This is a genomic window from Gemmatimonadota bacterium, from assembly GCA_016719105.1.
In the GTDB taxonomy this organism is placed as follows: domain Bacteria; phylum Gemmatimonadota; class Gemmatimonadetes; order Gemmatimonadales; family Gemmatimonadaceae; genus SCN-70-22.
In genome coordinates, this window is sequence record JADKAQ010000046.1 from 766,221 (window position 1) to 790,524 (window position 24,304).

A 24,304-nucleotide genomic window follows, 5' to 3' on the forward strand; every position below is an offset into this window, starting at 1 on the left:
GCGCGGTAGGCGACACCGGCAGGTGAGGTGTACTGCACCGACTGTCCGGTCGCCGGGGAGGCGAGGAGGACGACCGTCGCCACGACGGCCGCGCCGAGCGAACGCGCACGCATGCGGAATCTCGCAGGAAAGAGAGGGGGACGGTCGCAGGCGAAGGTCGGCGGACCGCCGTGCGCTGAGCTTACGTCGCCACCACTCGCCGGTCGAGGCGTGGGTGCCCGTCGAGCACCCCACGTGGCGCGGCACGTGGTGGGGCACGTGGCGCGGCACCTGGCGGCCGCGTTCGCTCACGGGGACTGGTCCCGGACGCTGCAGCCACCAACATTCGACGCGCCCATCGTGCTCGTTCACTCACTCGCGTGGCCATGCCGCTGGATTCATCGCTCGACGTCCGACGCTACCGCACCCTCGTCGCCGCCGCCGCCATCGTAATCGTCGTGGCGGGGCTCAAGGCCTCGGCGAGCGTGCTCGATCCGATCCTCATGTCGGCCGTGGTGGTCGCGTGCGCCGTGCCGCTGCAGCACAAGCTGCGTGAGCGCGGCTTGGGGCCGCGGCTGGCGATGACGGCCACCGTCATCGCGGTCGTCTCCGGCCTCCTCCTCTTTGGCGGCATCATCGGCTACGCCGCCAAGGCGCTCGTCGCGACGGTCCCGCAGTACCAGGACCGACTCTCCGCGCTCATGACCAGCGGGGTCTCGTGGCTCGACCGTTTCGGGATCGACGCGTCGCGCTCCCAGCTCATGGCGATGGTGAGTCCGTCACGCGTCATCTCGATGTCCGCCAACCTCATGGCCGGGCTCGGGAGTGCGCTCAGTGTCACGATCCTCATCGTGATGCTGTCGATCTTCCTGCTCATCGAGTCCAACGCCGTCATGCATCGCCCGGGACACCGCGCGCGCGACAAGGCGCTGTCGCTGGCCTGGCAGCGACGACTCAACGCGATGGCCAACGACATCCAGCAGTACGTCTGGATCACCCTCATCACGGGGCTCATGTACGCCGGGGTGGTGTGGGTGATCCTCCTGCTGCTCGGCGTGGACCTCGCGCTGCTGTGGGCGCTGGTCGCGCTCGTCCTCAGCTTCGTCCCGGGGATCGGCTTCATCCTGTCGATGATCCCGCCGGTGGCGCTGGCGATGCTGGAGTTCGGCCCGGTGCGCGCCGGCCTCCTGGTGCTGCTGCTGGTGGTGCTCAACAGCGTCGTCGACAACGTCATCAAGCCGCGCTTCATGCAGGAGGGCTTCGACCTCGGCCCCTTCGTCCTCTTTGCGGCGATCCTCTTCTGGACGTACGTGTTGGGCCCCACCGGGGCGCTGCTCGCCGTCCCGCTCACCACCGCCGTGCGCCGCCTCTTTGCGCCGAGCGAGGCGGACGACGTCAGCCCACCCGCGACGCCGTCAGAGGCGCAAGCCTGACGCGGTGCGGTGCGTGAGCGCACGCGAGTGAGCGCGCGAGTGAGCACGCGGAGCTAGGCGCGCGCACGTGGGCGCATGCACGTGAGCGAGCGTCCGCGGTCAGCGCAGTTCGGCGGACAGGGCGCGCACGAAGGTGTCGACGTCCTGCTCGGTGTTGAACAGGTGCGTCGAGATGCGGTGCCCGTTGAACCAGTTGCCGGGGACGACCTTCACCTCGACGTGATGTTGCTCGCGCAGCCGCGTGTGCAGCGTCCCAGCCTTGTGCTGCTCGGGGAGGCGATAGCTGAGGAGCGGCGACGCGATCGGCCCCGCGCCGCCGCTCACGATCGTGACCTGCGGAACGGCGGCGAGCGCCGTGTGCAGCCGACCACGGAGCGCCAGGTTGTGCGCTTCGATGCGCGCGAGGCCGATGGTGCTCAGGTAGTCGATGGCCGCCCCCAACCCGATCACGCTCGGCAGCGACGCAACGCCTGACGAGGCCGAGTAGGCGGCGCGCCCACTCTGCAGGGCGATCGGGTCGATGGCGGTGCCCAACTCCTCGCTCAGGTAGAGGAGCCCGGTCCCTTTCGGGGCCAGGAGCCACTTGTGGCCGCTGGTGGCATACACGTGACAGCCTAACGACTTCACGTTCACCTCGACCGCCCCGACGGCCTGCGCGCCATCGACCACGGCGATGCACCCGCGCTCGCGCGCGAGCGCCGAGAGTCGGGCGACCGGCATGCGAAGCCCGGTGGAGCTGAGCAGGTGCGAGAAGGAGAAGACGCGCGTGCGCGGGGTGATCGCGGCGCGAAAGCGATCGATGATGGCCTGCGCATCGTTTTCGCCCGGTGGAATCGTGACGACGTCGAGCACGACGCCGTACTTGCGCGCGACATAGTCCCAGCAGACGCGTCCCCCCGGGTGCTCCTGGTCAGTCGTGAGCACATGATCGCCCGCCGCCAGCCCGAGTCCCTGCGCCACCCAGTTCATCCCTTCGGTGGTGCAGTTGGTGAGGACCATCTCGTCGGTCTTGCAGCCGAGGAAGGCGGCGGCCTTGGCGCGGACCGCTTCGATGGCGTGTTCGAGTGGTCCGTAGCCCTGCGCCGCGGGATTGGATTCCAGCGTGGTCCATGCCCCGATCGTCCGCTCCATCACCGGGCGCGGGGTCGGGCCAAGCGATCCCGTTTGCAGGTAGGTGAGCCCCGGTTCGAAGAGGAAGTCGTCGGGGGCGAGCGCGAGTCCGCGCGGGGCGCGCGTAGTTCCGGTCGGGGCGCGCGTCGACGAAGCGATCCTCAGCGCCGCCGGCTCGGCGGCGAGGGGCGCAGGGGCCAGCATGGCGGCTGCGGAAGAAACGCCGACGGTGCGCAGGAAGTCGCGGCGCGACGCGGTGGTGCGAGTCATCGATCGCTGGGATGAGCGTGGAGGCAACGTGGTGGAAGCTGCACGCCGGTGTCGGCGAGCGCCACGCAACGGCGGCGCGACGCATCAGCGACGCGGCGCAGCGGCGGCGCGTCGCATCGAGCCTGCAGTGCACGAAGCGCACTATCTTCCGTCGCGCCCGCGGTGTGAGGCCCCGCCTTTGGTTGGGGTGAACGCGGTGCTCGCATCTTTCCATGTTCCCGTCTTCCGACCTTCAGGATGAGCGACATCTCCGCCCTGATCCTCCCCGGGCTTGGCGACTCCGGTCCCGAGCACTGGCAAAGCGAGTGGGAACGGCGCGACCACAGTTGCCGCCGGGTGGTGCAGACCGAGTGGAATGCCCCCAATCGCGCCGACTGGGTGTCGTGCCTCGACGCGGCGATCGTCGGCGTCATGCAGTCGGTCGTGCTGGTCGCGCACAGCACCGCCTGTCCGCTGGTGGCGCACTGGGCGGTCTCGGCGTCGCCGGTGCGCCACCTGCGCGTGCGCGGGGCGCTCCTGGTGGCGCCGAGCGATCCCGAGGGCCCCAACTATCCGCCGGGGCCCACCGGCTTTGCCCCGGTCCCGATGGTCCGGCTTCCCTTCCCCAGCATCGTGGTCGCCAGCAGCAACGACCCATACGTCAGCACCGAACGTGCGCGCGCCTACGCGGACGCCTGGGGGAGCCGCTATGTGGAGCTGGAGGGGGCAGGTCACATCAACGTCGCGGCCGGCTTTGGCCCGTGGCCCGAGGGGTGGGCGTTGCTGGAGGAGCTGCGATCGGCGCCAGTGCCTGACGAGTGGATGCCATCGTGGCTGGCGAGCGAAGAGACGCTCGACACCTTCCTCGAGGGGTTTCGGGACGGGACGTTTCCGATCACCTGGTGGACGCACGGCGCCCACGTGGGGATGGCGGCGGCGATCCTCTGGTCGACGGCCGTCCCGCACGCGCTGAACCTGATGCGCGAGGCGATCCGGCATTACAACACGAGCCAGGGCGGGCACAACACGGAGACGAGCGGCTATCACGAGACGCTCACCCGTCTGTGGGTGGGCGCGGTGGCGGCGACGCTCTCGACGCTGCCGTCGGGGATCTCGCGGCTGGAGGCGGTGCGTCAGGTCTACCGGATCTATGCGCGTCGATCTGGGCTCTTTCGCGACTGGTACGCGTTCGAGCTGCTCAAGTCGACCGAGGCGCGGCGGGAATGGGTGGCGCCCAATCCGGTCCGGACCGGGGTGGCGGGGGCGCTCTTCGCCCCCTGACCACCGGTAGGGTCACCGTCCCGGTCGATACCGCCGCAGCGTCCCCTTCTCGACGTCTTCGCGCGTGAAGGCGACGCGTTTCATCTCGCCTCGGGCGAACATGGCCGCCTGGTCGGCGAAGTGGGGCGACTCGGGGCGCGCGCTCTGGCCGTACGCGAGCACCGAGTAGGCACGCGGGACGGGGGTGAACTCCACGGCGAGGACCCAGCCGTCGCCGCCGCGCGCCACCCGCTTGCCGTCGGGGGCGTCGGAGTACTGCAGCACGCGAAAGCACCCCAACGCTCCCGTGCAGCCGCCGACCGGGACGTCGACGTCGCCGCGGCGCACGCGGTGCACGTCGCCCCAGGCCACGTCGGCGCGCCCGTACCGGCGCGTCGCCTCGTCCACCGCCCACGCGAAGTCGGCGGCCGCGCGCACCGGGTCGGCGAGTCCGTCCGGCGTATCGTTAGGCCGCGTCGGGCTCCACGGCGTCGCGAAGGTACGGCGGGCGCGCTCGGCGAAGGGGAGGGCGCGCAGCGCCTCGCCTTGCAGGTGGCGATTGTACCAGAGCTCGAAGAGGATGCCACCACGCGAATCAGGGGCCGTGGTGCGGTCCCACTGCGCCAGCATCTCCGCTGCCGCCGCCACGGCCGCCGACGGCGACGAGGCCCGCACCGCCGCCAGCAGGTCGTCGGCCAGGCGCTCGCCGGCCAGCATGCGATACGAGTGCTTGAGCGTCACCACGTCCTCGAGCGACATCTTCGGCATCTGCGTCGACAGGCGGATCCCGAGCTGCGAGCGGAAGCCTAACGCGGGGCGCGAGAAGTTCGACGGGAACCGCGTCGAGTCGAGGATGGCGTTGAGGTTGGTGTAGTGGAACGGGTCGTTGGACTGCTGGATGTAGCCCCCGGGCGGGTTGAGCAGCTGCGGGAGCGAGTCGAACGGCACCATGTCGCGCCACATCTCGGCGCTCGTGCGCACCGCGATGGCCACCGAGTCGCCGCCGGAGGCATGCGGGAGGCGCGGGACGGTCGCGTTCCACACGTAGAAGATGTTCCCCCTGGCGTCGGCGTACGTGAGGTTGGACGTCGTGTGTGCGCGCAGGCGCATGGCGTCCTTCCACTCCTCGAGCGTGCGCGCGCGCATCATGCGCAGGAACTGCTCGCCCTTGCGGAACTCCCCCTCCGACGGCCAGCGCACGACGTACACCTTGCCGTTGGCGCGCTCGACCACCGGCCCCACGTGCGTGCGCCACATCGTGCGCACCTCCGACGAGAGCCCGGCGCCGTTGCGATACTCGGCCACGAGGTCGATGCGCTGCAGCGGATGGCTCTCGCCGTCGAGCAGGTAGTGATCGACCTGCGTGCTGTCGACGTCGAGGGCGTAGAGCGCCTCGTTGTCGGTGTTGTTGTTGGTCGTCGCCCACCCAAGGTGCGTGTTGAAGCCCCCGACGAGCAGCGCCGGGTGGCCAATCCGGAAGTCGCCATAGAAGTCCATGACGCCCGGGACGGTGACGTGCGCCTCGTAGTAGCCGGCGTTCCAGTCGAGGTGCGGATTGCGCAGGAGGATCGCGCGCTTCGACCGGGTGCGCGACGGCGCGAAGGCCCACGCGTTGGACCCCTCGCCTTCCCGCTGCAGCGAATCCTGCCGGGTGCGCTCGCGCCGGCGCCGCTCGCGATCGCCGAAGTTCTGCGCCGCACTGGGAACCGCCTCCTCCATCCACAGCGCCGCCACGTCCTCGCCCGTGAAGTCGTGCGGCATCCACGACGGCATCTCGCTGGGGTGTTGCGCCACGTAGTCGTTCACCCCCTGCGCGAAGCCGTCATACACCTGGCGCGTCTCCTGTTGCAGCTGCCGCCAGGTCTCCACGGCGCGCTGGTGCGTGAGGCGTGCCTCGAAGTCGCGCGGCAGCGAGTCGCGCCCGAAGTAGCGACCGAGGTGGCCCCGCGCGCGCACCAGGCCGTGCGCCACGCGCACGCCGTAGTCCTCGAGCTGGACCCACGCCATGGCGTAACCAAGGGCGCCGAGGTCCTCGGCCTGGAGATGCGGAATGCCATAGGCCGTGCGACGGATCTCGACGCGGTCGGCGTACGAGCGCGTCGGCGACACCGCCAGCGATCGCGCGTCCTGTGCCATGAGGGGCAGGACCACGACCGGGATCGCGATCGACATCACGAGCGCGGCGAGGAGCGCGCGAAGGGAGAGTCGCATGATGGGGAGAGTGAAGCGGCGCCTGCCGATCGGACGATCGACAGGCGCCAGTCGTTATGCATCGTGTGCGAGGAGCCCCCGCCAGCGTGGGTTATGCTGGCGACAGCGCCGATCGTCAGGCATTGCGGTCGATGCAGCTCGCGCCGCCCGCACTGGGGTTGTTCTGCTCGGCCTGCGGAACGGGGAAGTTGACGTCGGTCCCGTAGTTGCCGCCCTTGTGCCAGCCGCCCGTGGGGAAGACGTTGGCCTGCGCGCGGCCGTACTGCCGGATGAGGCGCCGCATGTCGCCCGTGCGATAACCACGGCCAAAGAACCAGAAGGCGCGCTCGCGGAACAGCTGGTCGAGGCGGGCCGCCGGCGTCCCCGCATCGGTGAGCGGGGCAAGCCCGGTCACCGTGGCACGCGCGGCGTTGAGCGTGGCCAGTGCCGCAGCGGCATTCCCCGCCTTGAGCTGGGCCTCGGCTTCGATCATCCGCGCCTCGATGCCGTTGGTGATGGCCACCGGCGATTCGCGCAGCGGCCAGGCCGATGCGATGATGATCGGGCGCAGCAGGTCGTCACGCGTGGCCAGCGTGACGCCGATGGCACGACACGCGGCATCGCCTCCCTGGCACACCGGGACGCGCGGGTCGTTGGCCGACCCGAAGTTCATTCCGTTGACGCCCTCGCTCACGCTCACGCTGTAGCGACGCGACAGGCTGTTGAAGTTCCAGATCTGGTTGCTCGTCGCCGTCGCGGCGTGGAGCATGTTGTACGTGAACGAGTTGGGGACGGCGGCCACCGCCGTCGCCGCCTCGGCCTGGCGGTTGAGGTTCACGAGGATGCGTCCCCGCAGGACGCGCAACGCGTTGCGCACCCGCGTATCGTCGGCGGTGGTCCCGGTCACGAGCACGAGCCCCTGGTCCACGAGCGCCAGCGCCTTGTCGAACGCCGCCGTGGTCGTGATGGGCGACCCGTACTGCTCGACGCCGTTCACGATCGAGCTGAAGACCAGCCCGCTGCAGTAGTGCTCGGCCATGAGGTTGATCGTGTACGCCTGCACGAAGTACATCTCCGCCGGCTGCCACCCGGGCGCTGTCGCATTGTAGGTCTTGAGGAGTTCGACCGCCTGCTCCGCCGAGAGGCGCGCACGATGCAGCACGCGATTGGCGGCGGTGAGGAAGGTGTTCTCGCGCGTGATGGTGCGCTGGTCGATCTCCTGCCGCGCGATGAAGGAGTCGCCATTGATCCACTCGTCGGTGAGGAGGCCGCCGAGGAGGAGGAGCGATTCGTCGCCGCTGGTGGCGGCGTTGAGGCGTGCCAGGGCGCCGAGGCGCACCGCATTCGCGCCGGCCACCGACTGCACGTCGGTGGGGTTCACGATGTCGGGGTCCTTCACTTCGAGGACCTCGGTGGCGGTGGTGCACGACGCGATGAGCGACAGCGCCGCGAGTCCGGCCGCGCCGGCGGTGCGGCGCGCCGCGGCCTGCAGCCGGTCGCCCGCGGGGATGAAGGTCGTATATGCTCGCATGATATCGATCACCCTAGTAGGCAAGGTTGACGCGGAAGGCGAAGAAGGTCGGCGGGCCAAAGGCCTGGAACGACGACGGCGCATCACCGGTGGTGCCGAACGACTCGGGGTCGACGCCGAGATAGTTGGTCCAGAGGAGGCCGAGGTTGCGCACCGCCGCCGTCACCGAGAGCGAGCGGCCACGGGTCAAGCGCGTGGTCCAGTCGCGCGGGACGTTCCACACCGCCGAGATCTCACGGAAGCGGATGAAGTCCCCGTCCTCGAAGAAGCCGGCGACCGAACGGCTCGGGTGCTCGCGCACCATGACGGTGCGTGCCTGTTCGAACAACGGCGCCTGGGGGTTGATGAGCCCCTCGCAGTTGAAGCGCGAGGCGCAACGGATGCGCTCCGAGTTGTTGTACACGAGGTTGCCACCCTTGTAGTCGATCATCGCCGAGAGGCGCAGCGCGCGCTTGAAGAGTTCGATGCTGTTGGTCAGCGCGAACTCGTAGCGCGGCAGCGGATACCCATGGAACTCGGCCGTGTCGGAGACGGTGATCTCGGTGAGGTTGGGGTCGGCGCTGTAGCGGATGATCCCGTCGCCGTTCTTGTCCGCGTAGCTCTTGAGGCGGCGCGACCACCAGCCATACAGCGGGTAGCCTTCCTTCTGCTGCTGCGTGGCGCCCACGATCGGCGGGACGCCGCCCAGGCTCACGAGCTCGTTGTCGTTGGTGGAGGCGTTGATGGAGACGTCCCAGCCTAACGCGTCGCGGCGCAGGATCTGCGCGTTGATGAGCGCTTCCCACCCCGTGTTCTGCACCTCGCCCAGGTTCTCGAGGCGCGCCGTGGCGCCCGTCCCGATCGAGGGGGGGAGGATGCGCGAGATGAGCGCGTCCTTGGACGACTTGCGGTAGTACGTGAGCTCCGTCGTCAGGCGCGAATCGAAGAAGGTGCCGTCGAAGCCCATCTCGAGTTCGGTGGAACGCTCCGGCTTGAGCTGGCGGTTGCCGAGCGCCGTGTACACGAGCGCCGGCTGGTCGCCGCTCTCGCCGCGGTAGACCGACGACGAGAAGAACTGCACGGCGTCGATGGTGCCGGGCTGGACCCCCGAGGCGCCGTACGCCGAGCGCACGCGCAGCTGGTTGATCCAGTTGGCCTTGGGAAAGAACCCTTCCTCGCTGATGAGCCACGAGGCGGAGAGCTTGGGATAGAAGACCGTCTTGAAGTCGGCGCCGAAGGCGCTGTTGCGATCGGAGCGCACCGCGCCGGTCACGAAGAGCTTGTCGCGGAACGAGACGGCCTGCTCCACGAAGGCGCCGAGCGTGCGGCTTTCGGCGGTCGTCTCATCGGCGGCGGCGACCGAGCCGGCGGTGACCGTGGTGGCCCCCGGCGGCAGCTGCGTCCCGGTGGCGCCGTTGCGGTTGAAGATGTTGCGGTAGAACTGGAAGCCCGCCGTCGTCTTGGACTCGAGCGTTTCCGACAGGCGACGCGTGCCGGTCACGCCGGCGTCGACGGTGTAGACGAAGAAGTTGGTGCGGTTGTCGGTCTTGAAGCCCAGGCGGTCCTGCCCGGTGTTGGTGCAGTTGTCGAAGCGGCAGAGCTGCGAATCGAGGCGGTTGGTGTAGTCCAGCCCGAAGTTCGCGCGCGTCGTCAGCCAGTCGGCCGCACGCCAGTTCGCGTTGACCGAGCCGATGAAGCGCTCGATCGACTGCGTCGTTTCGGTCTGGTAGATGTCGCGCGGCGTGAACTGGCGCCACCCGAAGAGCGTGTCACCCTGCGGGTTGAGGTTGTACTTGAAGCCGGGGCCACCGAAGGTGTTGGCGGCAATGCCCGGCGTGCCGGAGTCATCGCTGCGCGGCAGGTAGATGTCCTGCGACGTGAAGCCGGCGTTGACCTGCATTTCCGCGTTGCGCGGCAGCGTGATGTTGATGTTGCTGCGCCCGGTCACGCGCCCGCGCATGCCGGGATTCTCCTGGCGGCTGCTGAGCGAGCGGTTGTTGCGCGCCAGCCAGCGCTGCTCGAACTCGGGGACCTTGGTGACGCCGTCCTCGTTTTCGTACTCGCCGTGCAGGAAGTAGCGCGACACATCCGAGCCGCCGCGCAGCTGCGCCCCGTACTGGCGCCGATAGCCGGTCCCGTAGGGTGTGGACTCCTTGTCGTCGTGCAGGTTGTAGCTGGTGACACTGTCCTGCACGCACTGGCCCGCCACCACCTGCGACAGGAAGCACTGCACCGTGTTGGACGGCGTCGACGTCGTGGCCGCGGTCGGCCCGGTGCGCCATCCCCACCAGGCGGTGGGATAGTCGTTGCGGTCGGTGATCCCGGTCTGCTCCGAGTAGAACGACCACTGCGGGCGGCCGGCGGTCCCCTTCTTGGTCGTGATCACGATGACGCCGTTGGCGGCGTCGGTGCCGTAGAGGGTCGCGGCCGACGGACCACGCACCACTTCGATCGACTCGAACTCCTCGGGATTGAGGTCGTCGAAGCGCGACGTTTGCGTGCCGCCGACGCTCACCGAAGACGAACCGGTGGACGCCTCCACGCGCACGCCGTCGATGACGACGATCGGGTTGTTGGTGAGAGAGAGCGAGCTGGTTCCGCGAATGCGGATGCGCGTCCCCGCCCCGGTCTGCGTGCCGGGGGTCACAAGGACCCCCGCGGCGCGCGAGGTGAGGAGGTCCGCCATCCCCGACACGGGCTTGGACTCGACGAGCTGCGAGGCATCGACCTGCGCGATCGCGTTCCCGACCTCGACGCGGCGCTGCTGCCCGGTGGCGGTGGTCACGACGGGGTTCAGCGTCACCGCGAGGGCGTTGAGCTGGAAGTTGAGCGTGGTGGCCTGTCCCGACACCACGGTCGCCGACTGCCGCTGCTCGCCGAAGCCGAGCCGCAGGACGCGGACCTGGACGGTGCCGGGGGCGACGCCGCGCAAGGTGTACTGCCCCTCCGTACTGGTCTGCGTCCCGACGTTGCTCCCGACGACGGCGAGTTGGGCGGCGGCGATGGGTTGCCCGGTCGCCGCGTCGGTCACGCGGCCAGTGATACTCCCGAGCTGGGACTGCGCCGCGAGGGAGGCTGGCGCCAACGTTCCGAGGAACGCCGCCAGTGCGAGCACGCGCATAACGAGTGGTGGATGCATGGACACCTCGAGGGCGCCTACGGTGAAGAGGGTGGGATGACGACGCCCGGAGTCGTCGTCGCTCCCGTGGGGGGACGGCCGGCTCACGCTGTGCTCCGCCGGCCGGGTGGTGCGTCGGCGGCTAGTGATCGCCAGCCGACTCGGGCAGTGCGTCTCCAAGATGTGCGCCTCGTCGGGCACCGGACAGGGGCTCGTCCGAATGAGCCGCGACCGAGTGCTCCGCGAGCCACGCGAGGTATCGCGTCACCACCGCGTCGGCCGCGATGGTGCGGCGCGGGTCGAACTGGATCCCTTCGCCGGCCACGATATCGGGTTGAATGAAGGCACGGATGAACGACGCGCGCAGGAGCACATCCACGGCATCGAAGGCGCGCGCGGGGCCGGCGCGCGGGCGCTTCCAGACGATCGTGCGAACATGCGACTGCGTGCGAGAGCGCGGATGGATGCTCACCAGGCCGTACGTCACCGTGCGCCGGAAGCGCGACGTCACGAGGATGAGCGCACCGCCGGCGTTGCGCACGGTCATCTCCGTGCGCGGCCCCGAGACGAGGCGGGTGACGCGGTCGCGCCACTCGCCCCCCACGACGTCGAACGCGGCGCGTGCCTCGAACACGGCGTCGTCGCGCAGGACCTCCGGTGGCCCGGCCAGTCGCCGATCGTGCGCGGTGAGAAAGTGCTGCGTGTCGAAGCCGTTGGTGCTCACCATCCACCACGGCATCGCCACGTCGAAGGAGAAGGGCGGTGCCGAGATGAGGTCGTCGGGAGCGACGTCGGCGAAGAAGGGGGCGGGGGCGCGATGGCCGCTGTCGGTATGGAAGAAGAGGTGCCCGCCGAGCATGGCGATCGGATACGACCGCACCGCCGCAGCCGCCGGCGGATCCTCGCCCGATGGGGTCTGCTCGCATGTCCCGTCACCACGAAAGCGCCACCCGTGCAACGGGCACTCGAGGCAGTCGCCGACCACATTGCCCCGTGCGAGGTGCGCCCCGAAGTGCGAGCAGCGCCCATCCAGGACGTGCACCTGACGGCCCGTGGCAAAGGCGACGTACTCCCGATCCCCCAGGCGGAGCTCGACGGGGCGTCGCATCTTCTCGACCGGGGCGACGTAGTACCACCCGTGCGGGACGAGCGGGAAGTGCGGCGGGCGGTCGCTCACGTCACACCGTGCCCAGCGCGGCCGACACCGGCGCGGCCGACGCCGGCGCGCCCGGAGGAAGGACGCGCGCCACGTCGGCGCGCAGTCGGCGGTCGATCCAGTCGTTGAGGCGGTCGAAGGCCCGCGTCACGAGCGGGGCGCGCCCCAGGGCGTCGCACTGGAAGGTGAGCATCTCGTCGCGCATCGACGGATCGTAGTGCAGGATCCCGTGATAGAACATGGTGGCGTCGAGGGAAACGCGGCGCGCCACGAGTTCGTTCGCCATCCATCGCACGTGGTTGCCGACGTCGGCGCACGACATCGTCGCATGACGCCAATAGGGGCTCACGGTGCGCGGATTGGCATCGGTCACCAGGTCGTGGCGCTCCGCGTGCTCGGGTTGGAGGATCGGCACCGTGGCCACGCGCGTGGAGAAGGTGGCGAGGAAGTGGAAATCGGGAGGAGACGCCGCCAGCATGTCGCAGGTACGCTGCAGCGTTGCGCGCGTCTCGCCGGGGAAGCCCACGATGAGTGAGACCACGGTCGTGAGCCCCGCTCGGCGGCAGGCCTCGAGCGCACGCGCATTCTCGCGCACCGTCGTGCGCTTCTGCATGCGATCGAGCTGCCCCTGATCGCCGGACTCGATCCCCACTTGCACCTGGATGCACCCGGCCTCGCGCATGAGCAGGACCACCTCGTCGTCGCACAGGTCATCGGCGCGCGCGTAGCAGATCCACTTGATGCCAAGCTTGCGTCGCACGAGGGCATGGCAGAACGCCATCAGGCGCGCGCGCGGCATCGTGAAGAGCGAGTCGAGGCAGGTGATGTACTCGACGCCCAGCGTCGTCGCGTAGTGCTCCCAGTCGTCGGCCATGCGCTCGGCCGAGCGCGTGCGAAACTTCGAGTCGTCGAAGAGGTACGGGTAGTTGCAGAAGGCGCAGCGATACGGACAGCCGCGTACGCTCTCGTAGTGGATCATGCGATAGTGCCTCCCGCGGCGGGCGGCGACGAGTCCCCAGTCGGGGCGGTCGAGCGCATCGAGGGAGAGCGCCGCCGGCGTGCCGCTGAAGAGGAAGCGAGTATGCGGCTTCTCGATGATCCGGCCACGCAGAGGCGGCTCGAGCACGGTGAAGCCGGACCGCATCCAGTGCGCGAGGACCGGAACGAGCAGCTCGCCGTAGCCGACCGCCAGGATGTCGACCAGCGGCGATCCCTCCCAGTGCGCGTGCAGCGTGCCCGCCAGCGCCCCACCGACGACGATGCGGTTCCACGGGCGCTTGAGTCGCACGACCAGTGGGTCGAGTTCGCTGAGGTCGCGCAGGAAGGTCGCCGAGGCAAACACCACGCTGCAGGCACGCAGCTTGGCCTCGCTGTCGTTCACGCCGCGCAGCAGGTCATCGAAGGTCAGGAGCTCGAAGTCGATCCCTTCCTTCGCGAGCGCGGTGGCGAGGACCACCTCGGTCAGCTCGGGGGTGGCGTAGTTGTCGCGCGCGGCGAGGAGCGTGCGAAGCGCGGGCGACAGGCGCCGTCGCGCGCGCATCGCGTGCCACCGTCCCTTCACGATCGGTTCGGCCAGCGTCGCCTTGACCTTGGCCTCGAGCCACGATTGCTCCGCATGTCGCGACTGCAGCAACTGCTTCCACACGGCGTGCACGACGCTGTCCTCGCCCCCCGACAGGTAGCCGCCGGTGACGATCAGGACCTTGCCGGGGCTGGCGATCGGCGGGACCATGTTCGACTCCTCGCGCGCACGGGACGAGGGAGGGTGACCCGCATACGATGCGTGCTGCGACCGGCGCACGACAGGGCGTGCTCGACCTCTGTTTCCCGTTCATCGTCGGCCTGCGCTCCCCGTGCCCGGTGGTTTGTGACGCGCGAACCTTGCTCCCATCCGGCCGACCGCTAGTATCGGCATGATCCCACGCAGCGGAGGGTGACGATGAACGCCGAGGCCGGACCGACCACCGCCGCGCGACCGCTGCGCATCGCGCTCATCTCTCCCAAGGGGCCGCTGTACCGCCATCGCGGGGGGATCTGGAAGAAGTCGCTGCGCTACCAGCCGTTGACGCTGACGACGCTGGCGGCGCACATCCCGCGCGACGTGGCGCACACGGTCGTGCTCTTCGACGAAGGGATCTCGGACGTCCCGCTCGATCTTGACGTCGACGTCGTCGGGATCACCGTCATCACCGGGACCGCGGTGCGCGCCTACGAACTGGCCGATCATTTCCGTGCGCGCGGCATCACCGTGGTGCTCGGCGGGCCGCACGTCACGCTCATCCCTGACGACGCGCAACCGCACGCCGACGCGGTGGTCGTGGGCTACGCCGAGGAGTCGTGGCCGCAACTGCTGCGCGACGTGCGCGATGGAGTCCTCGCACCGCGCTACACGCAGGCGCCGGCTCTCGAGATCGGCGGGCGCCCGTTTCCGCGGCGCGACCTGCTGCCGAGCCAGCACTTCCTCACCAACAACGTCTTCGAGGCCACGCGCGGCTGCGTGCATCCGTGCGAGTTCTGCGTCGTGCCCACCGCCTGGGGGCGCAAGCCGTACCAGAAGCCGGTGCACGAAGTCGTCGCCGACATCCGGCAGCACGGGGCGCGCAAGCTCATCTTCGTCGACCTCAACATCATTGCCGATCGCCGCTACGCGGTGGAGCTCTTCACCGCCCTCATCCCGTTGCGGCTGCAATGGTACGGGCTGTCGACCGTGCTCCTCGCCGACGACGACGAGCTGCTGGCGCTGGCCCAGCGCAGCGGGTGCGCCGGGCTCCTGATGGGGCTGGAGTCGCTCTCCACCGCCAACCTCAAGGGCAACCGGAAGGGGTTCAACTCGCCCGAGCACTACGCGCGCGTGGTGGAGCGGCTGCACGCGCACGGCATCGCGCTGCAAGGGTGCTTTGTCTTCGGGCTCGACGAGGATCACCCCGACGTCTTCCTCAAGACGGCAGAATTCGCGGTCCAGGCCCGGATCGACCTGCCGCGCTTCGCGGTCGTCACCCCGTTTCCCAACACGCCGCTGTACAATCGCCTCGACGCTGAGGGGCGGATCCTCACGAAGAACTGGGAGCTGTACGACGCACAGCACGTCGTCTTCCAGCCGAAGCACATGAGCGTGCAGGAGTTGCAGCTGGGGATCGAAGCGGCGTGGAAGCACGCCTACAGCTATTCCTCCATCTGGCGCCGCCTGCGCCACTCCCCCGCCCCGTGGCCGGTGCGCATCGGCACCAACCTCGGCTACCGTTTCTACGCCAACAACCTGTCGCGCTTCTACAATTGCGACTGGATCATCGGGCGTGCGCCGGCAGGGGTTCGTTTGCCTGCGCCGGACGAGGAACCGTCGGTGCCGGTGGCCTCGTGAAACGGATGCGCATCACGATCATCCATCCGTGCGTGGGGCGCATTCCGGGACAGAAGTACATCCGCACCTGGCAGATGGAGCCGCTCCCGGCCGCGACGCTCGCCGGGCTCACGCCGCGCGACGTCGAGGTGCGCTTCTACGATGATCGCATGGAGGTCATCCCGTTCGACGAGGCGACCGACCTGGTAGCCATCAGCGTGGAGACCTACACCGCGCGGCGCGCCTACCAGATCGCCAGCGAGTACCGGCGGCGGAAAGTCCCGGTGGTGATGGGGGGCTTTCACGCCTCGCTCTGCCCCGACGAGGTCGCCCGGTACGCCGAGTCGGTGGTGGTGGGCGAGGCGGAGCAGTTGTGGCCGACGGTGGTGGACGATGCGCGGCACGGTCGCCTGCAGAAGTTCTATCGGGCAAGCGGGCGGTCCTCGCTCGTCGGCATGCGCCCCGATCGGTCGATCTTCCGCGGCAAGCGCTATCTCCCAATCGGGCTGGTGGAGGCCGGGCGCGGGTGCCACTTCACCTGCGAGTTCTGCGCGGTGCAGACCGTCTTCGACGCCACGCAGACGCGCCGCCCCATCGACCAGATCCTCGACGAGATCCGGGCGCTCAAGGACGAGAAGAAGCTCTTCTTCTTCGTCGACGACAACATCACGTCCAACCTGCGGCAGGCCAAGGAGTTCTTCCGCGCCCTGATCCCGTTAGGCGTGCGCTGGGTGAGCCAGGCGAGCATCAACGCCGCGCACGACGAGGAGTTCCTGGAGTTGCTGGTGCGCAGCGGGTGCCAGGGGGTGCTCATCGGCTTCGAGAGCCTGAACCCGGCCAACCTCGAGTCGATGAACAAGCGCTTCAACCAGGCCAAGGGGGGCTTCGAGCAGGCGCTGGCCAACCTGCGGCGCCACAAGATCCGCGTGTACGGGACCTTCATCTTCGGCTACGACGGCGACACGCCGGAGAGCTTCGCCCCCACGGTCGCCTTCGCGCAGGACCATGCCTTCTACATCGCCGCGTTCAATCACCTGACGCCGTTCCCGGGGACGCCGCTATACCAGCGACTCGAGCGCGAGGGGCGCCTGTTGTACGACGCCTGGTGGCTGGACGAACGTTACAGCTACAACCGCATCCCGTTCACGCCGAAGGGGATGGCGCCTGACGAGTTGCAGCGCTCGTGCCTGGCGGCGCGGCGCACGTTCTACGGGTGGCCGAGCATCCTGCGCCGCAGCCTCGACGCGGTGAACCGCGGCAACGGCTTCATGTGGCGCAACTTCTATCTCATCAACTCGATGCATCGTGCCGACGTGAGCCTGCGCGACCACTATCCGCTGGGGGACATGGCGTGGCAGGGCGCACTGCTGCCGGCGAGCTGACCGGCGACCGTGACCCACGGGCGGAGGGGGTGACCCCCTTCGCCCCCGAGGACGATGCGGCGCTGCGGGCCCTGCTGCGCGGGTCGGTCGTCCCCGGGGCGGTGCGCGTCGCCTTCACGCGGGAGCCGCGCTACGCCGCTGGCGAGGGGCTGGCCGGGGGGCACGACCATACGGTGGTCGCTCGTCGCGATGGCGCGCTCGTCGGCGTGGGACGGTGCAGCATCCTCCCGCTCCACCGAAACGGCCAGGTGCAACGCATCGGCTACCTGGGCGAGTTGCGCGTGGTTCCCGGCACGTCGCGCGCGGTGCGACTCCTGCGCGCCGGCTACACAGCGCTGGCCCACGCGGTAGCCAGCGAGAAGGTCGAGGCCTTCTTCACCAGCATCACGAGCGACAACGACCGGGCGCGCCGCGTGCTGGAGCACGGCGGGCGCATGGGGCTCCCCGCGTATCGCCCGATGGCCTCGCTGGTCACGCTGGTGGCGCCACTCCGTCGCGCAGCGCGAACCACCACCAGCGAGGCCGGCAATGCGTGCACGCCCGGGGAACAAGAGGAGCTCCTCGCCTTCCTCGATCGGCAGGCCCAAGGGGTGCACCTCGCGCTGTCGTGGCGCGCGGCGCGGTTGCAGGCGCTGGCTGCGCACGGTGTCGGGCTCGAGGACTTCGTGCTGATCCGGCGCGGCGGCGACATCGTGGGCTGCGGCGCCATCTGGGACCAGCGCCCGTTTCGCCAAGTCGTGATCGACGGCTACGACCGAGCGTTGCAGCTGGCGCGGCCCCTGGCCAACGTGGCGATGCAGCTCAGCGCGCGGGCGCCACTCCCGCCGCCGGGGAGCGTGCTCGCGCAGGGGGCGCTGCTGGGCGCGGTGGTCGCACAACCCAGCGACTGGGCAGTGCTCTGGCCGGCGCTGCAGCGTCAGGGCGTCCGGCGCGGACTCGATTGGCTCTCCGTCGCACGCGACGCACGCGCCCCCGACCTCCCGACCCTCCGCGAGCTCCTCCACGCGCGCGAGTATCACACAACGCTCTACGACGTGGCGTTGGGGACACCGGCACGGCACGCCACGTGGGACGCGCGCCTGGTGCGCCCGGAGGTGGGGCTGCTGTGACTCCGTCCACCTCACCCGAGCTTCTCACGTTGCAGGTGGCGGGAGACGACGTCGTGTCGACACCGCGGTCGGCCCTCACCGCCGGCGAGCGCGCCGAGCTGTACTCTCTCCTCGACCGGCACTTCGAGGGAGTCTCGCCCGCGCAGTTCGATCATGACCTCGACGAGAAGGACTGGGTGCTGCGCATCCGGCGTGAGGGGCGCCTGGTGGGATTCACCACGTTGCAGCTGTATCGGGCGCGGCCGGCGGGACGCGAGATCAACGTGATCTACTCCGGCGACACGATCATGGCCCCCGAAGCCTGGGGATCGCCCCTGCTGGCCCGCGGATGGATCGCCCTCGTGCGCGCCCTGCAGGCGACGCGCCCCGGTGAACCGTGGTACTGGCTCCTTCTCTCGTCCGGCTTTCGCACGTATCGCTTTCTCCCCGTCTTCTGGCGCGCCTTCTGGCCCCGTCACGACGCCGAGCCCCCCCGCGCGGTGCAGACGATGCTCGACGAGTTGGCGCGCGAGCGGTTCGGCGCCGCGTATGACGCGCGCGCCGGCGTGGTGCGCTTCGCGCAGCCGCAGCGGCTGCGCGGGACGCTGGCCGCCGTCCCCGACGGTCGCGAGGAAGATCCCCACGTGCGCTTCTTCCTGGCGCGCAACGCCGCGCACGCCGCCGGCGATGAACTCGTCTGCCTCACCGAGTTGCACGATGACAACCTGACCGCAGCCGGCGCGCGCATGGTCCGCACGGCGCGCCCGGCCACCAATTCGTCCCCGCCACCGTGAGCCTCGGCGCCGCGGTCGCCAATGCGCTCTGGCTCGCCACCGGACTCGGCGCCACTCGGCGCTTCGAGCGGGCGTTAGGCGACACGGGCGCAGCGCAACGCCGATGGCTGCTCGCGCAGCTGCAGCGCCATTCGGCCAGCGAGTTCGGACAGGCGCACGACTTTGGGGCGCTCCATTCGCCTGCCGACTTCGCGCGCCGCGTCCCGCTCTCCTGCTACGACGACGTGGCCCCCGCTATCGAGCGCGTGCGGCGCGGCGCCCGCGACGTGCTCGCGGTAGGGCGCGTCACGCACCTGGCCCCCACCAGCGGGTCGAGCGGCGCGCGCAAGCTCATCCCGTTCACCGCGTCGCTGCAGGCCGGCTTCAATGCCGCGGTGAACCGCTGGATGAACGACCTGGCGCGGCAGCGCCCGGCGCTCGTGGGTGGTCCCGCCTACTGGTCGGTGTCGCCGCTCGCGGAGCCCGAGGCGGTGGACGCTGCGGGACGTCCGCCAGATGCAATTCCGGTGGGATTTGCCGACGACGCCGACTACCTCGGCGCGGGCGCCGCCTGGCTCGTGCGGCAGGCACTGGCCGCCCCCTCGGCGCTCCGCCACGTGCGGGACCCGCAGGCATTCTGGGCGCTCACCGCACTCGCCCTCCTGCGGCGGCGCGACCTGCGCCTGGTCTCGATCTGGCATCCCTCGTTCCTCACCCTCCTCGTCGAAGGCGCCGCGTGCGCGTGGCCCGCCCTGCTCGACGCCATCGCGAGCGGCGACTGCCCGTGGATCGACGCGCTTCCATCCGCCGCGCGCGACGGATGGCGCGTGGCTCCGGACGCGGCCCGCAGCGCGGAGCTGCGGCGCATCGGGGCCGAGGAGTGGACGGCGTGGTGGCCGGAGTTGCAGCTGGTGAGCTGCTGGGGCGAACAGGCCGCCGAAGCCGGGTGGCGCGCGCTCGTGCAACGCCTGCCGCACGTGCTCGTGCAACCCAAGGGGCTGCTGGCCACGGAGGGGGTGGTCACGATCCCCCTGCACGCGACGCACGTGCTGGCGGTCACCTCGCACTTCTTCGAGTTCCTCGACGAACGCGGCGAGGCGCGCCTGGCGCACCAGCTGGAACGCGGCGGGCACTACGAGGTTGTGATCACGAACGGCGGCGGGTTGTGGCGCTATCGCCTGGGCGACATGGTCGAGTGTACCGGACAGCTCAGGACTGCACCGACGCTGCGCTTCCTGGGACGCACGGGGCGGGTGAGCGACCTGCGGGGCGAGAAGTTGAGTGAACCCGTCGTGGCAGAGGCGCTTCGCGCGGCGTGGCGTGGGGACGCGCCACCGGCATACGCCGCGCTGCGAGCATGGACCGAACGGGGGCGGGCCGGCTACGAACTGCTGATCTCGGACGAGGTCGATGTCGGCGACGTCGACGGCATTCGTGCCCGACTCGAAGAGGCCCTGCACGCCAATCCGCACTACGCCCTCGCGCGGCGGCTCGGACAGCTCGAACCTCTGCGTGTCGCCGTCGTGGCGCACGATGCCGCCGTCTCCGAACTCCGCGCGCACGCGGGACGACTGGGCGACGCCAAGCCGCGTCTCCTGCTCCCGGTCGTCTACGCGCCGCCGTGACCGCCCACGCCGACGCGCGGTGGGTGGCGAGAGGTGAAGGCGTCTCCCGCGGAACGGCTTGTCACATCACCCTTGCCGAGCGCCGGTGCCGCCCCGAGACTGCGTGAAGGCCGCACCCGCCGGAGGTCCCATGCGCACGCATTTCGTACTCGCCGCCCTCGCGACGCTCACCCTGGTCGCCAGCTGTGCCGCCGACTCGCCTACCGCGACGCCCGATGTGGTCGGCACCGGCGTGCGTGTCATCAACGGCTACGATGCCCCAGTGGACGTCGTCATCGACGGTGTGGTCGCGCGCGCGGGGCTCGCCGCCGGCGAATTCGCGAGCGTCGGGGCCGCCGCTGGCAATCGCATCTTGCAGGTGCGCGTCGCCGGCGGGACAGCGGCAGCGCTCGCGGTTCGCGTGGGCTCGGGACGACTCTCCTCCGTGGCCGCGACCCGCGCCGGGAGCAGCACGCTCGCCCTGCAGTCGCTGGATGACACCAACACCGTGGTCCCGTCCGGGGCCACGAAGCTCCGCGTGCTGCATCTCGCATCGAGGGCCGGCGAGGTTCAGGTCTGGCGCACGCAGCCGGATTATCAGACCCCGGTTCGTTGGGCCTTCCCGTTCAACTACAACGCGGTCAACACCTACTACCAGAGCACGCCGGGCGCGTGGGAAGTGCGCGTCTGGACCGACACCGCGAGCTATCGCCCGGGCGACGCGCGCGGTTGGGCCGCGGCCCTCGACACGGCACGTATCACGCTGGCCGGCGGCGGCAAGAAGACCGTCGTGATCCTCGATGCCGGCGCCGGGCGGGTGAAGCTCGAAGTCATCGACTGACCGGTGCGCCGGACCGGGCAACGAGGAATCGATCGACAGGATTCGCGGGGCGCTCCCGTCTGCTAGCTCCCTGACCCCACGCGCGTCCTAGTCATGCGTCCGACGAAGGCTACGCGGACGCCTGTAGACAGACGCTCCGTCGCGTCACCCCTTCGCTTCACGCCCATGCGTCCCGTACGCCCGTTCGGCGACTCCTCGCTCGCCTCAAGTCTTTTCGCCGGCTCACTACTCGCCTTGGCCGCCTGCGGTGGCGCCGAGACGAGCGCGCCGATGCTCGACGCGCAGCGCACCCTCGCGGCGCTGCAGCTCGAATCATCGGCCGCGCTCCCCGCGTCACTCAACGTGCGCACCCACACCGGGAACACCACGTGGATTCCCCCCATTGGCGCCAATGAAATTCGCCTTCTCGTGCCGGCGCAGGTCATCGAGGTAAGCGACACCGTGCGTGCGGGCCAGTCGGTCCCCATCACGGTCAATACCATTGGCGAGAACGGCTGCTGGCAGTCCGATGGCGGGACTCTCACCCAGCGCGGCGACTCGGCCTTCATTGCCGCCTTCGATCGCCATTCCGGTGCGCAGGTCTGCACGATGATCTGGACCGATCGGCTCGTGCACTCGTTCACGACCGTCTTCCCCAAGCCTGGGGTGGGCGTGATTCGGGTGAACGGACGGCGCATCAAGGACGCGAACCCGTCGTACTCCCTGCCAGTGACCGCCGAACGAACGGTGATCGTGGTCCCGTGACGAGCGGCACGTTCGACGCGCACGAGACGAGCGCTGGCCGTTAGGCGCCTTGCCCCGCTAGCGATCGCGAGCCACGTCCACGCGAAGGCCGAGCGAGAGCAGCGCCGGGACCCAACCCAGTCGATTCGCGTTGCGCGCCGGCGACTCGCGATAGAAGAAGATCGCGTCACGGCGATCGAGCGCGTTGAGGACGCGGGCATACGGCGCCAGCACCAGCCGGCACGACGGGCCGGCCACACAGATGCGCCCGCTGATCGAAGCATCGACCCGAAGGAACGATCGCTGCGGGGGAATCGTCGGCGGCGCCGACGCCCCACCGACACCCGTTAGGTCGCTCGGCGTTCCACTCGTGTTGGCCCGGTTCGGACGCTCGAGCACGACCGACGCGAACGAGAGGCCGTGTGCGTACGATGCCGACAGCGATCCGTGCACCTTCCACACATGGGTCGCGGCTCCGAGCGAGGCGACCTGCTCGAGGCGCGTCGTCAGGAGTTCGGCCGACGTGTCAGCATCCCACGAACGAATCTCGCGGTTCACGCGCGAGTAGCTCGCCGTGAACGACGTGACGCCACGCGCGTACTGCCAGGTGGCATCCACGCCGCGATGGCGAAGCGCACTTTGCCCAAGGCCGGTCACCTGCGGGCGCTGCCAGTAGGCCACGACGCCCAGCAGTGCGTGCGTCCAGCGTTGCGACGCTCCCACCTCGAACTGCGTCGCGGTGGATTGCGACATCCACGCCCCGTCGGCACCGGCGGCGGCGGCGAGTCCCGTGGACTGGAGGACGGTCACCCCGTTCGCCTCGTCGAAGAGCGTGGCCGCCCGGGAAAAGCTCCCCACGCCCACCCGCACCGTGCTCCCACTGGAGGGGGTCGCCTCCAGCGCGAGGCGCGGCAGGAGGAGCGCACGTGACCCCTCGCGCATCCCGGGCGCAATCACGCCGCGGAGTCCAACGCCGAGCTGCAGCCACGAGGCCACGAGGCGCCGGTGATCGACGTACAGCGCGGTCGTGGTCCCCGTCACGCGGGCCGCGTTGGGGGCGACGCTGCACGCGGCGGTGACGCCGCACGGCGGCCCTTCTTTCGGCGGCGCCGGGATCGACCCGCCGAGCGAATCGCCGTCGATGGCGCGCTGCACATCGAAGCGCTCCGCCTCGGCCCCCAGCGCCGTCACCGCCCGCGTTCCCCCCCATCGTTGCTCGGCCAGCAGCGACAGGCGCCGCGCGTCGGCGCGCAGGTGGCCGTCGCGCAGGGTCAGGAGCGGGAGGTCGATGATGGCATCGGAGAGGCCGGCCCGTACCAACGTTCCGTGCGACGACCGGGTGCGTTCCCACGCGAGCGCGCCGGCGCGATTGCCCCACCGCGCCTCGTCGCGCCCCTGGTCACGCGGGAGTTCGAGCGCCTCGTTGGTGATGAAGGCCGTCGCGCGGAGTTCGTGGCCCGCCGAGGGCCGCAGCTGCAACCGCACGAGTCCATCGCCATACCCGTAGTCGGGGTCGGCGCCGGCGCGGCGCGCGAGCGAGCCATCGTGCACACGTCGCGCCCCGGCGAGCAGGCTCCCGCCCTCGCCTAGCGGGAGCTCTCCCCCGATGCGTTCCGACAGCACGTCGAACGTCCCCCACAGCCGCAACGAGTCGCGATTGGCCGCGCGCGTGCGGAGATCGAGCACGTAGTCGGTCCCGCCGTCGTAGCGCGCGGGCGCTCCACCAGACCACATGCGGGCCGGCGCCATGAGGTCCTCGTCGACCACGGGGAGCAGCCCTCCCAGGTGCAACGGCGCACCGAGCGGGACGCCGTCGAGTGTCACGCGGGCGCCGGCGTCCTTGGCCCCCCAGATGAAGAGCGTGCGCCCATCGCGATTGCCCCCGGGATCGGTCGGGCGGCGGCTGGGGAGGACACCGAGCAGGGCGCTCGACATCCCGCCGGGCGAGGCCAGGAGCGTCGCGGCGCGGCTCGAGCTCGCCCCGTCTGCATAACGAGTGGCCGGTGCCTCGAAGCCGGGGGCGAGCGCGGGCTCGTCATCGCGTGAGGCCTGCACCAACATCGGGGCCAGCGCCACGGGCAGGCGCGTGAGCTGGACATCGAGCACGAGCGCCGACCCTTCGGGGACGACGATGCCCAGGCGCGTGGGGCGATACGCGGTACGGACCACGACGAGCGTGTAGCGCCCGGGCGAAACTCCCGCGAAGGCGAAGGCGCCATCGAGCGCCGAGGTGGCCAGTCGCGTGGCGCCATTCCCTTCGATGGTGAGCGAGGCGGCGGCGAGCGGGACGTCGGCCCCTGCGTCGATGACTCGCCCGCGCACCTCTCCCATGGCGGTGGCACGATGGCGATTCGCCGAGTCGCGGCGCGCCGTGCGCTCGTCGCGCGTTGCCAGGACGACGCGCGGAAGCGTGTCGCGCGCATGAACGACGCGCGAGAGCGTGTCGCGCCGGGCGTCACCAGCACCGGTCGCACGCGCCTGCGGCGACGCGTCGCGTGTCGGCGACGCGGTCGCGAGGGCGAGGGCGACCGCGAGGGTCAGCACCGGACGA

General features: G+C 70.1%; 15 protein-coding genes and 1 pseudogene. 9 read left to right on the forward strand and 7 right to left on the reverse strand.

Annotated features, from left to right (window positions below; translation table 11 throughout):
• Positions 1 to 365: 365 nt before the first annotated feature.
• Positions 366 to 1,412 carry an AI-2E family transporter gene (locus IPN47_27210; GenBank protein MBK9411672.1) on the forward strand — a complete coding sequence of 349 codons (1,047 nt, stop codon included), beginning with the start codon at positions 366 to 368 and terminating at the stop codon, positions 1,410 to 1,412.
• A 99-nt stretch (positions 1,413 to 1,511) separates the two neighbouring features.
• Here IPN47_27210 and IPN47_27215 read toward each other — a convergent pair whose 3' ends face one another.
• A complete protein-coding gene (locus IPN47_27215; protein ID MBK9411673.1) occupies positions 1,512 to 2,792 on the reverse strand; it encodes an aminotransferase class V-fold PLP-dependent enzyme in 1,281 nt (426 codons plus the stop codon).
• 237 nt (positions 2,793 to 3,029) lie between these two features.
• Here IPN47_27215 and IPN47_27220 point away from each other — a divergent pair.
• Positions 3,030 to 3,566, forward strand: a pseudogene (locus tag IPN47_27220) (alpha/beta hydrolase).
• A gap of 498 nt (positions 3,567 to 4,064) precedes the next feature.
• On the opposite strand, the gene IPN47_27225 reads toward IPN47_27220, so the two are convergent.
• The 5 genes from IPN47_27225 to IPN47_27245 all read right to left on the reverse strand — a co-directional run bounded on the left by IPN47_27225 (position 4,065) and on the right by IPN47_27245 (position 13,737).
• Complete coding sequence (locus IPN47_27225; GenBank protein MBK9411674.1) at positions 4,065 to 6,242, reverse strand: penicillin acylase family protein; 2,178 nt, start codon at positions 6,240 to 6,242, stop codon at positions 4,065 to 4,067.
• A gap of 115 nt (positions 6,243 to 6,357) precedes the next feature.
• Positions 6,358 to 7,752 carry a hypothetical protein gene (locus IPN47_27230; GenBank protein MBK9411675.1) on the reverse strand — a complete coding sequence of 465 codons (1,395 nt, stop codon included), beginning with the start codon at positions 7,750 to 7,752 and terminating at the stop codon, positions 6,358 to 6,360.
• 13 nt (positions 7,753 to 7,765) lie between these two features.
• Positions 7,766 to 10,870, reverse strand: a complete 3,105-nt coding sequence (locus IPN47_27235; GenBank protein MBK9411676.1) for a SusC/RagA family TonB-linked outer membrane protein — start codon at positions 10,868 to 10,870, stop codon at positions 7,766 to 7,768.
• Positions 10,871 to 10,991: 121 nt separating this feature from the next.
• Positions 10,992 to 12,026: a Rieske 2Fe-2S domain-containing protein gene (locus IPN47_27240; GenBank protein MBK9411677.1), complete on the reverse strand. Its 1,035-nt coding sequence runs from the start codon at positions 12,024 to 12,026 to the stop codon at positions 10,992 to 10,994.
• 1 nt (position 12,027) lies between these two features.
• A complete protein-coding gene (locus IPN47_27245) occupies positions 12,028 to 13,737 on the reverse strand; it encodes a radical SAM protein (protein MBK9411678.1) in 1,710 nt (569 codons plus the stop codon).
• 207 nt (positions 13,738 to 13,944) lie between these two features.
• On the opposite strand from IPN47_27245, the gene IPN47_27250 reads away from it, so the two are divergent.
• The 7 genes from IPN47_27250 to IPN47_27280 all read left to right on the forward strand — a co-directional run bounded on the left by IPN47_27250 (position 13,945) and on the right by IPN47_27280 (position 21,774).
• Positions 13,945 to 15,363, forward strand: a complete 1,419-nt coding sequence (locus IPN47_27250) for a B12-binding domain-containing radical SAM protein (protein MBK9411679.1) — start codon at positions 13,945 to 13,947, stop codon at positions 15,361 to 15,363.
• A 5-nt stretch (positions 15,364 to 15,368) separates the two neighbouring features.
• Positions 15,369 to 16,724, forward strand: coding sequence for a B12-binding domain-containing radical SAM protein (locus tag IPN47_27255; GenBank protein ID MBK9411680.1), 1,356 nt, complete (start codon positions 15,369 to 15,371; stop codon positions 16,722 to 16,724).
• Positions 16,694 to 17,833: a hypothetical protein gene (locus IPN47_27260; protein MBK9411681.1), complete on the forward strand. Its 1,140-nt coding sequence runs from the start codon at positions 16,694 to 16,696 to the stop codon at positions 17,831 to 17,833. Before IPN47_27255 ends, IPN47_27260 begins: the two co-directional genes overlap by 31 nt.
• Positions 17,834 to 17,862: 29 nt before the next feature.
• Complete coding sequence (locus IPN47_27265; GenBank protein MBK9411682.1) at positions 17,863 to 18,606, forward strand: hypothetical protein; 744 nt, start codon at positions 17,863 to 17,865, stop codon at positions 18,604 to 18,606.
• Positions 18,603 to 20,210, forward strand: coding sequence for a GH3 auxin-responsive promoter family protein (locus IPN47_27270; protein MBK9411683.1), 1,608 nt, complete (start codon positions 18,603 to 18,605; stop codon positions 20,208 to 20,210). The genes IPN47_27265 and IPN47_27270 overlap by 4 nt, the downstream gene beginning before the upstream one ends.
• A 130-nt stretch (positions 20,211 to 20,340) precedes the next feature.
• Entirely contained in the window at positions 20,341 to 21,030 is a 690-nt protein-coding gene (locus tag IPN47_27275; GenBank protein ID MBK9411684.1) for a DUF4397 domain-containing protein, read from the forward strand.
• A gap of 165 nt (positions 21,031 to 21,195) precedes the next feature.
• Positions 21,196 to 21,774, forward strand: coding sequence for a hypothetical protein (locus IPN47_27280; protein MBK9411685.1), 579 nt, complete (start codon positions 21,196 to 21,198; stop codon positions 21,772 to 21,774).
• Between the two features lie 57 nt (positions 21,775 to 21,831).
• Here the strand turns inward: IPN47_27280 and IPN47_27285 are convergent, their stop codons facing one another.
• Positions 21,832 to 24,297 carry a carboxypeptidase regulatory-like domain-containing protein gene (locus IPN47_27285; protein ID MBK9411686.1) on the reverse strand — a complete coding sequence of 822 codons (2,466 nt, stop codon included), beginning with the start codon at positions 24,295 to 24,297 and terminating at the stop codon, positions 21,832 to 21,834.
• Positions 24,298 to 24,304: the final 7 nt, after the last annotated feature.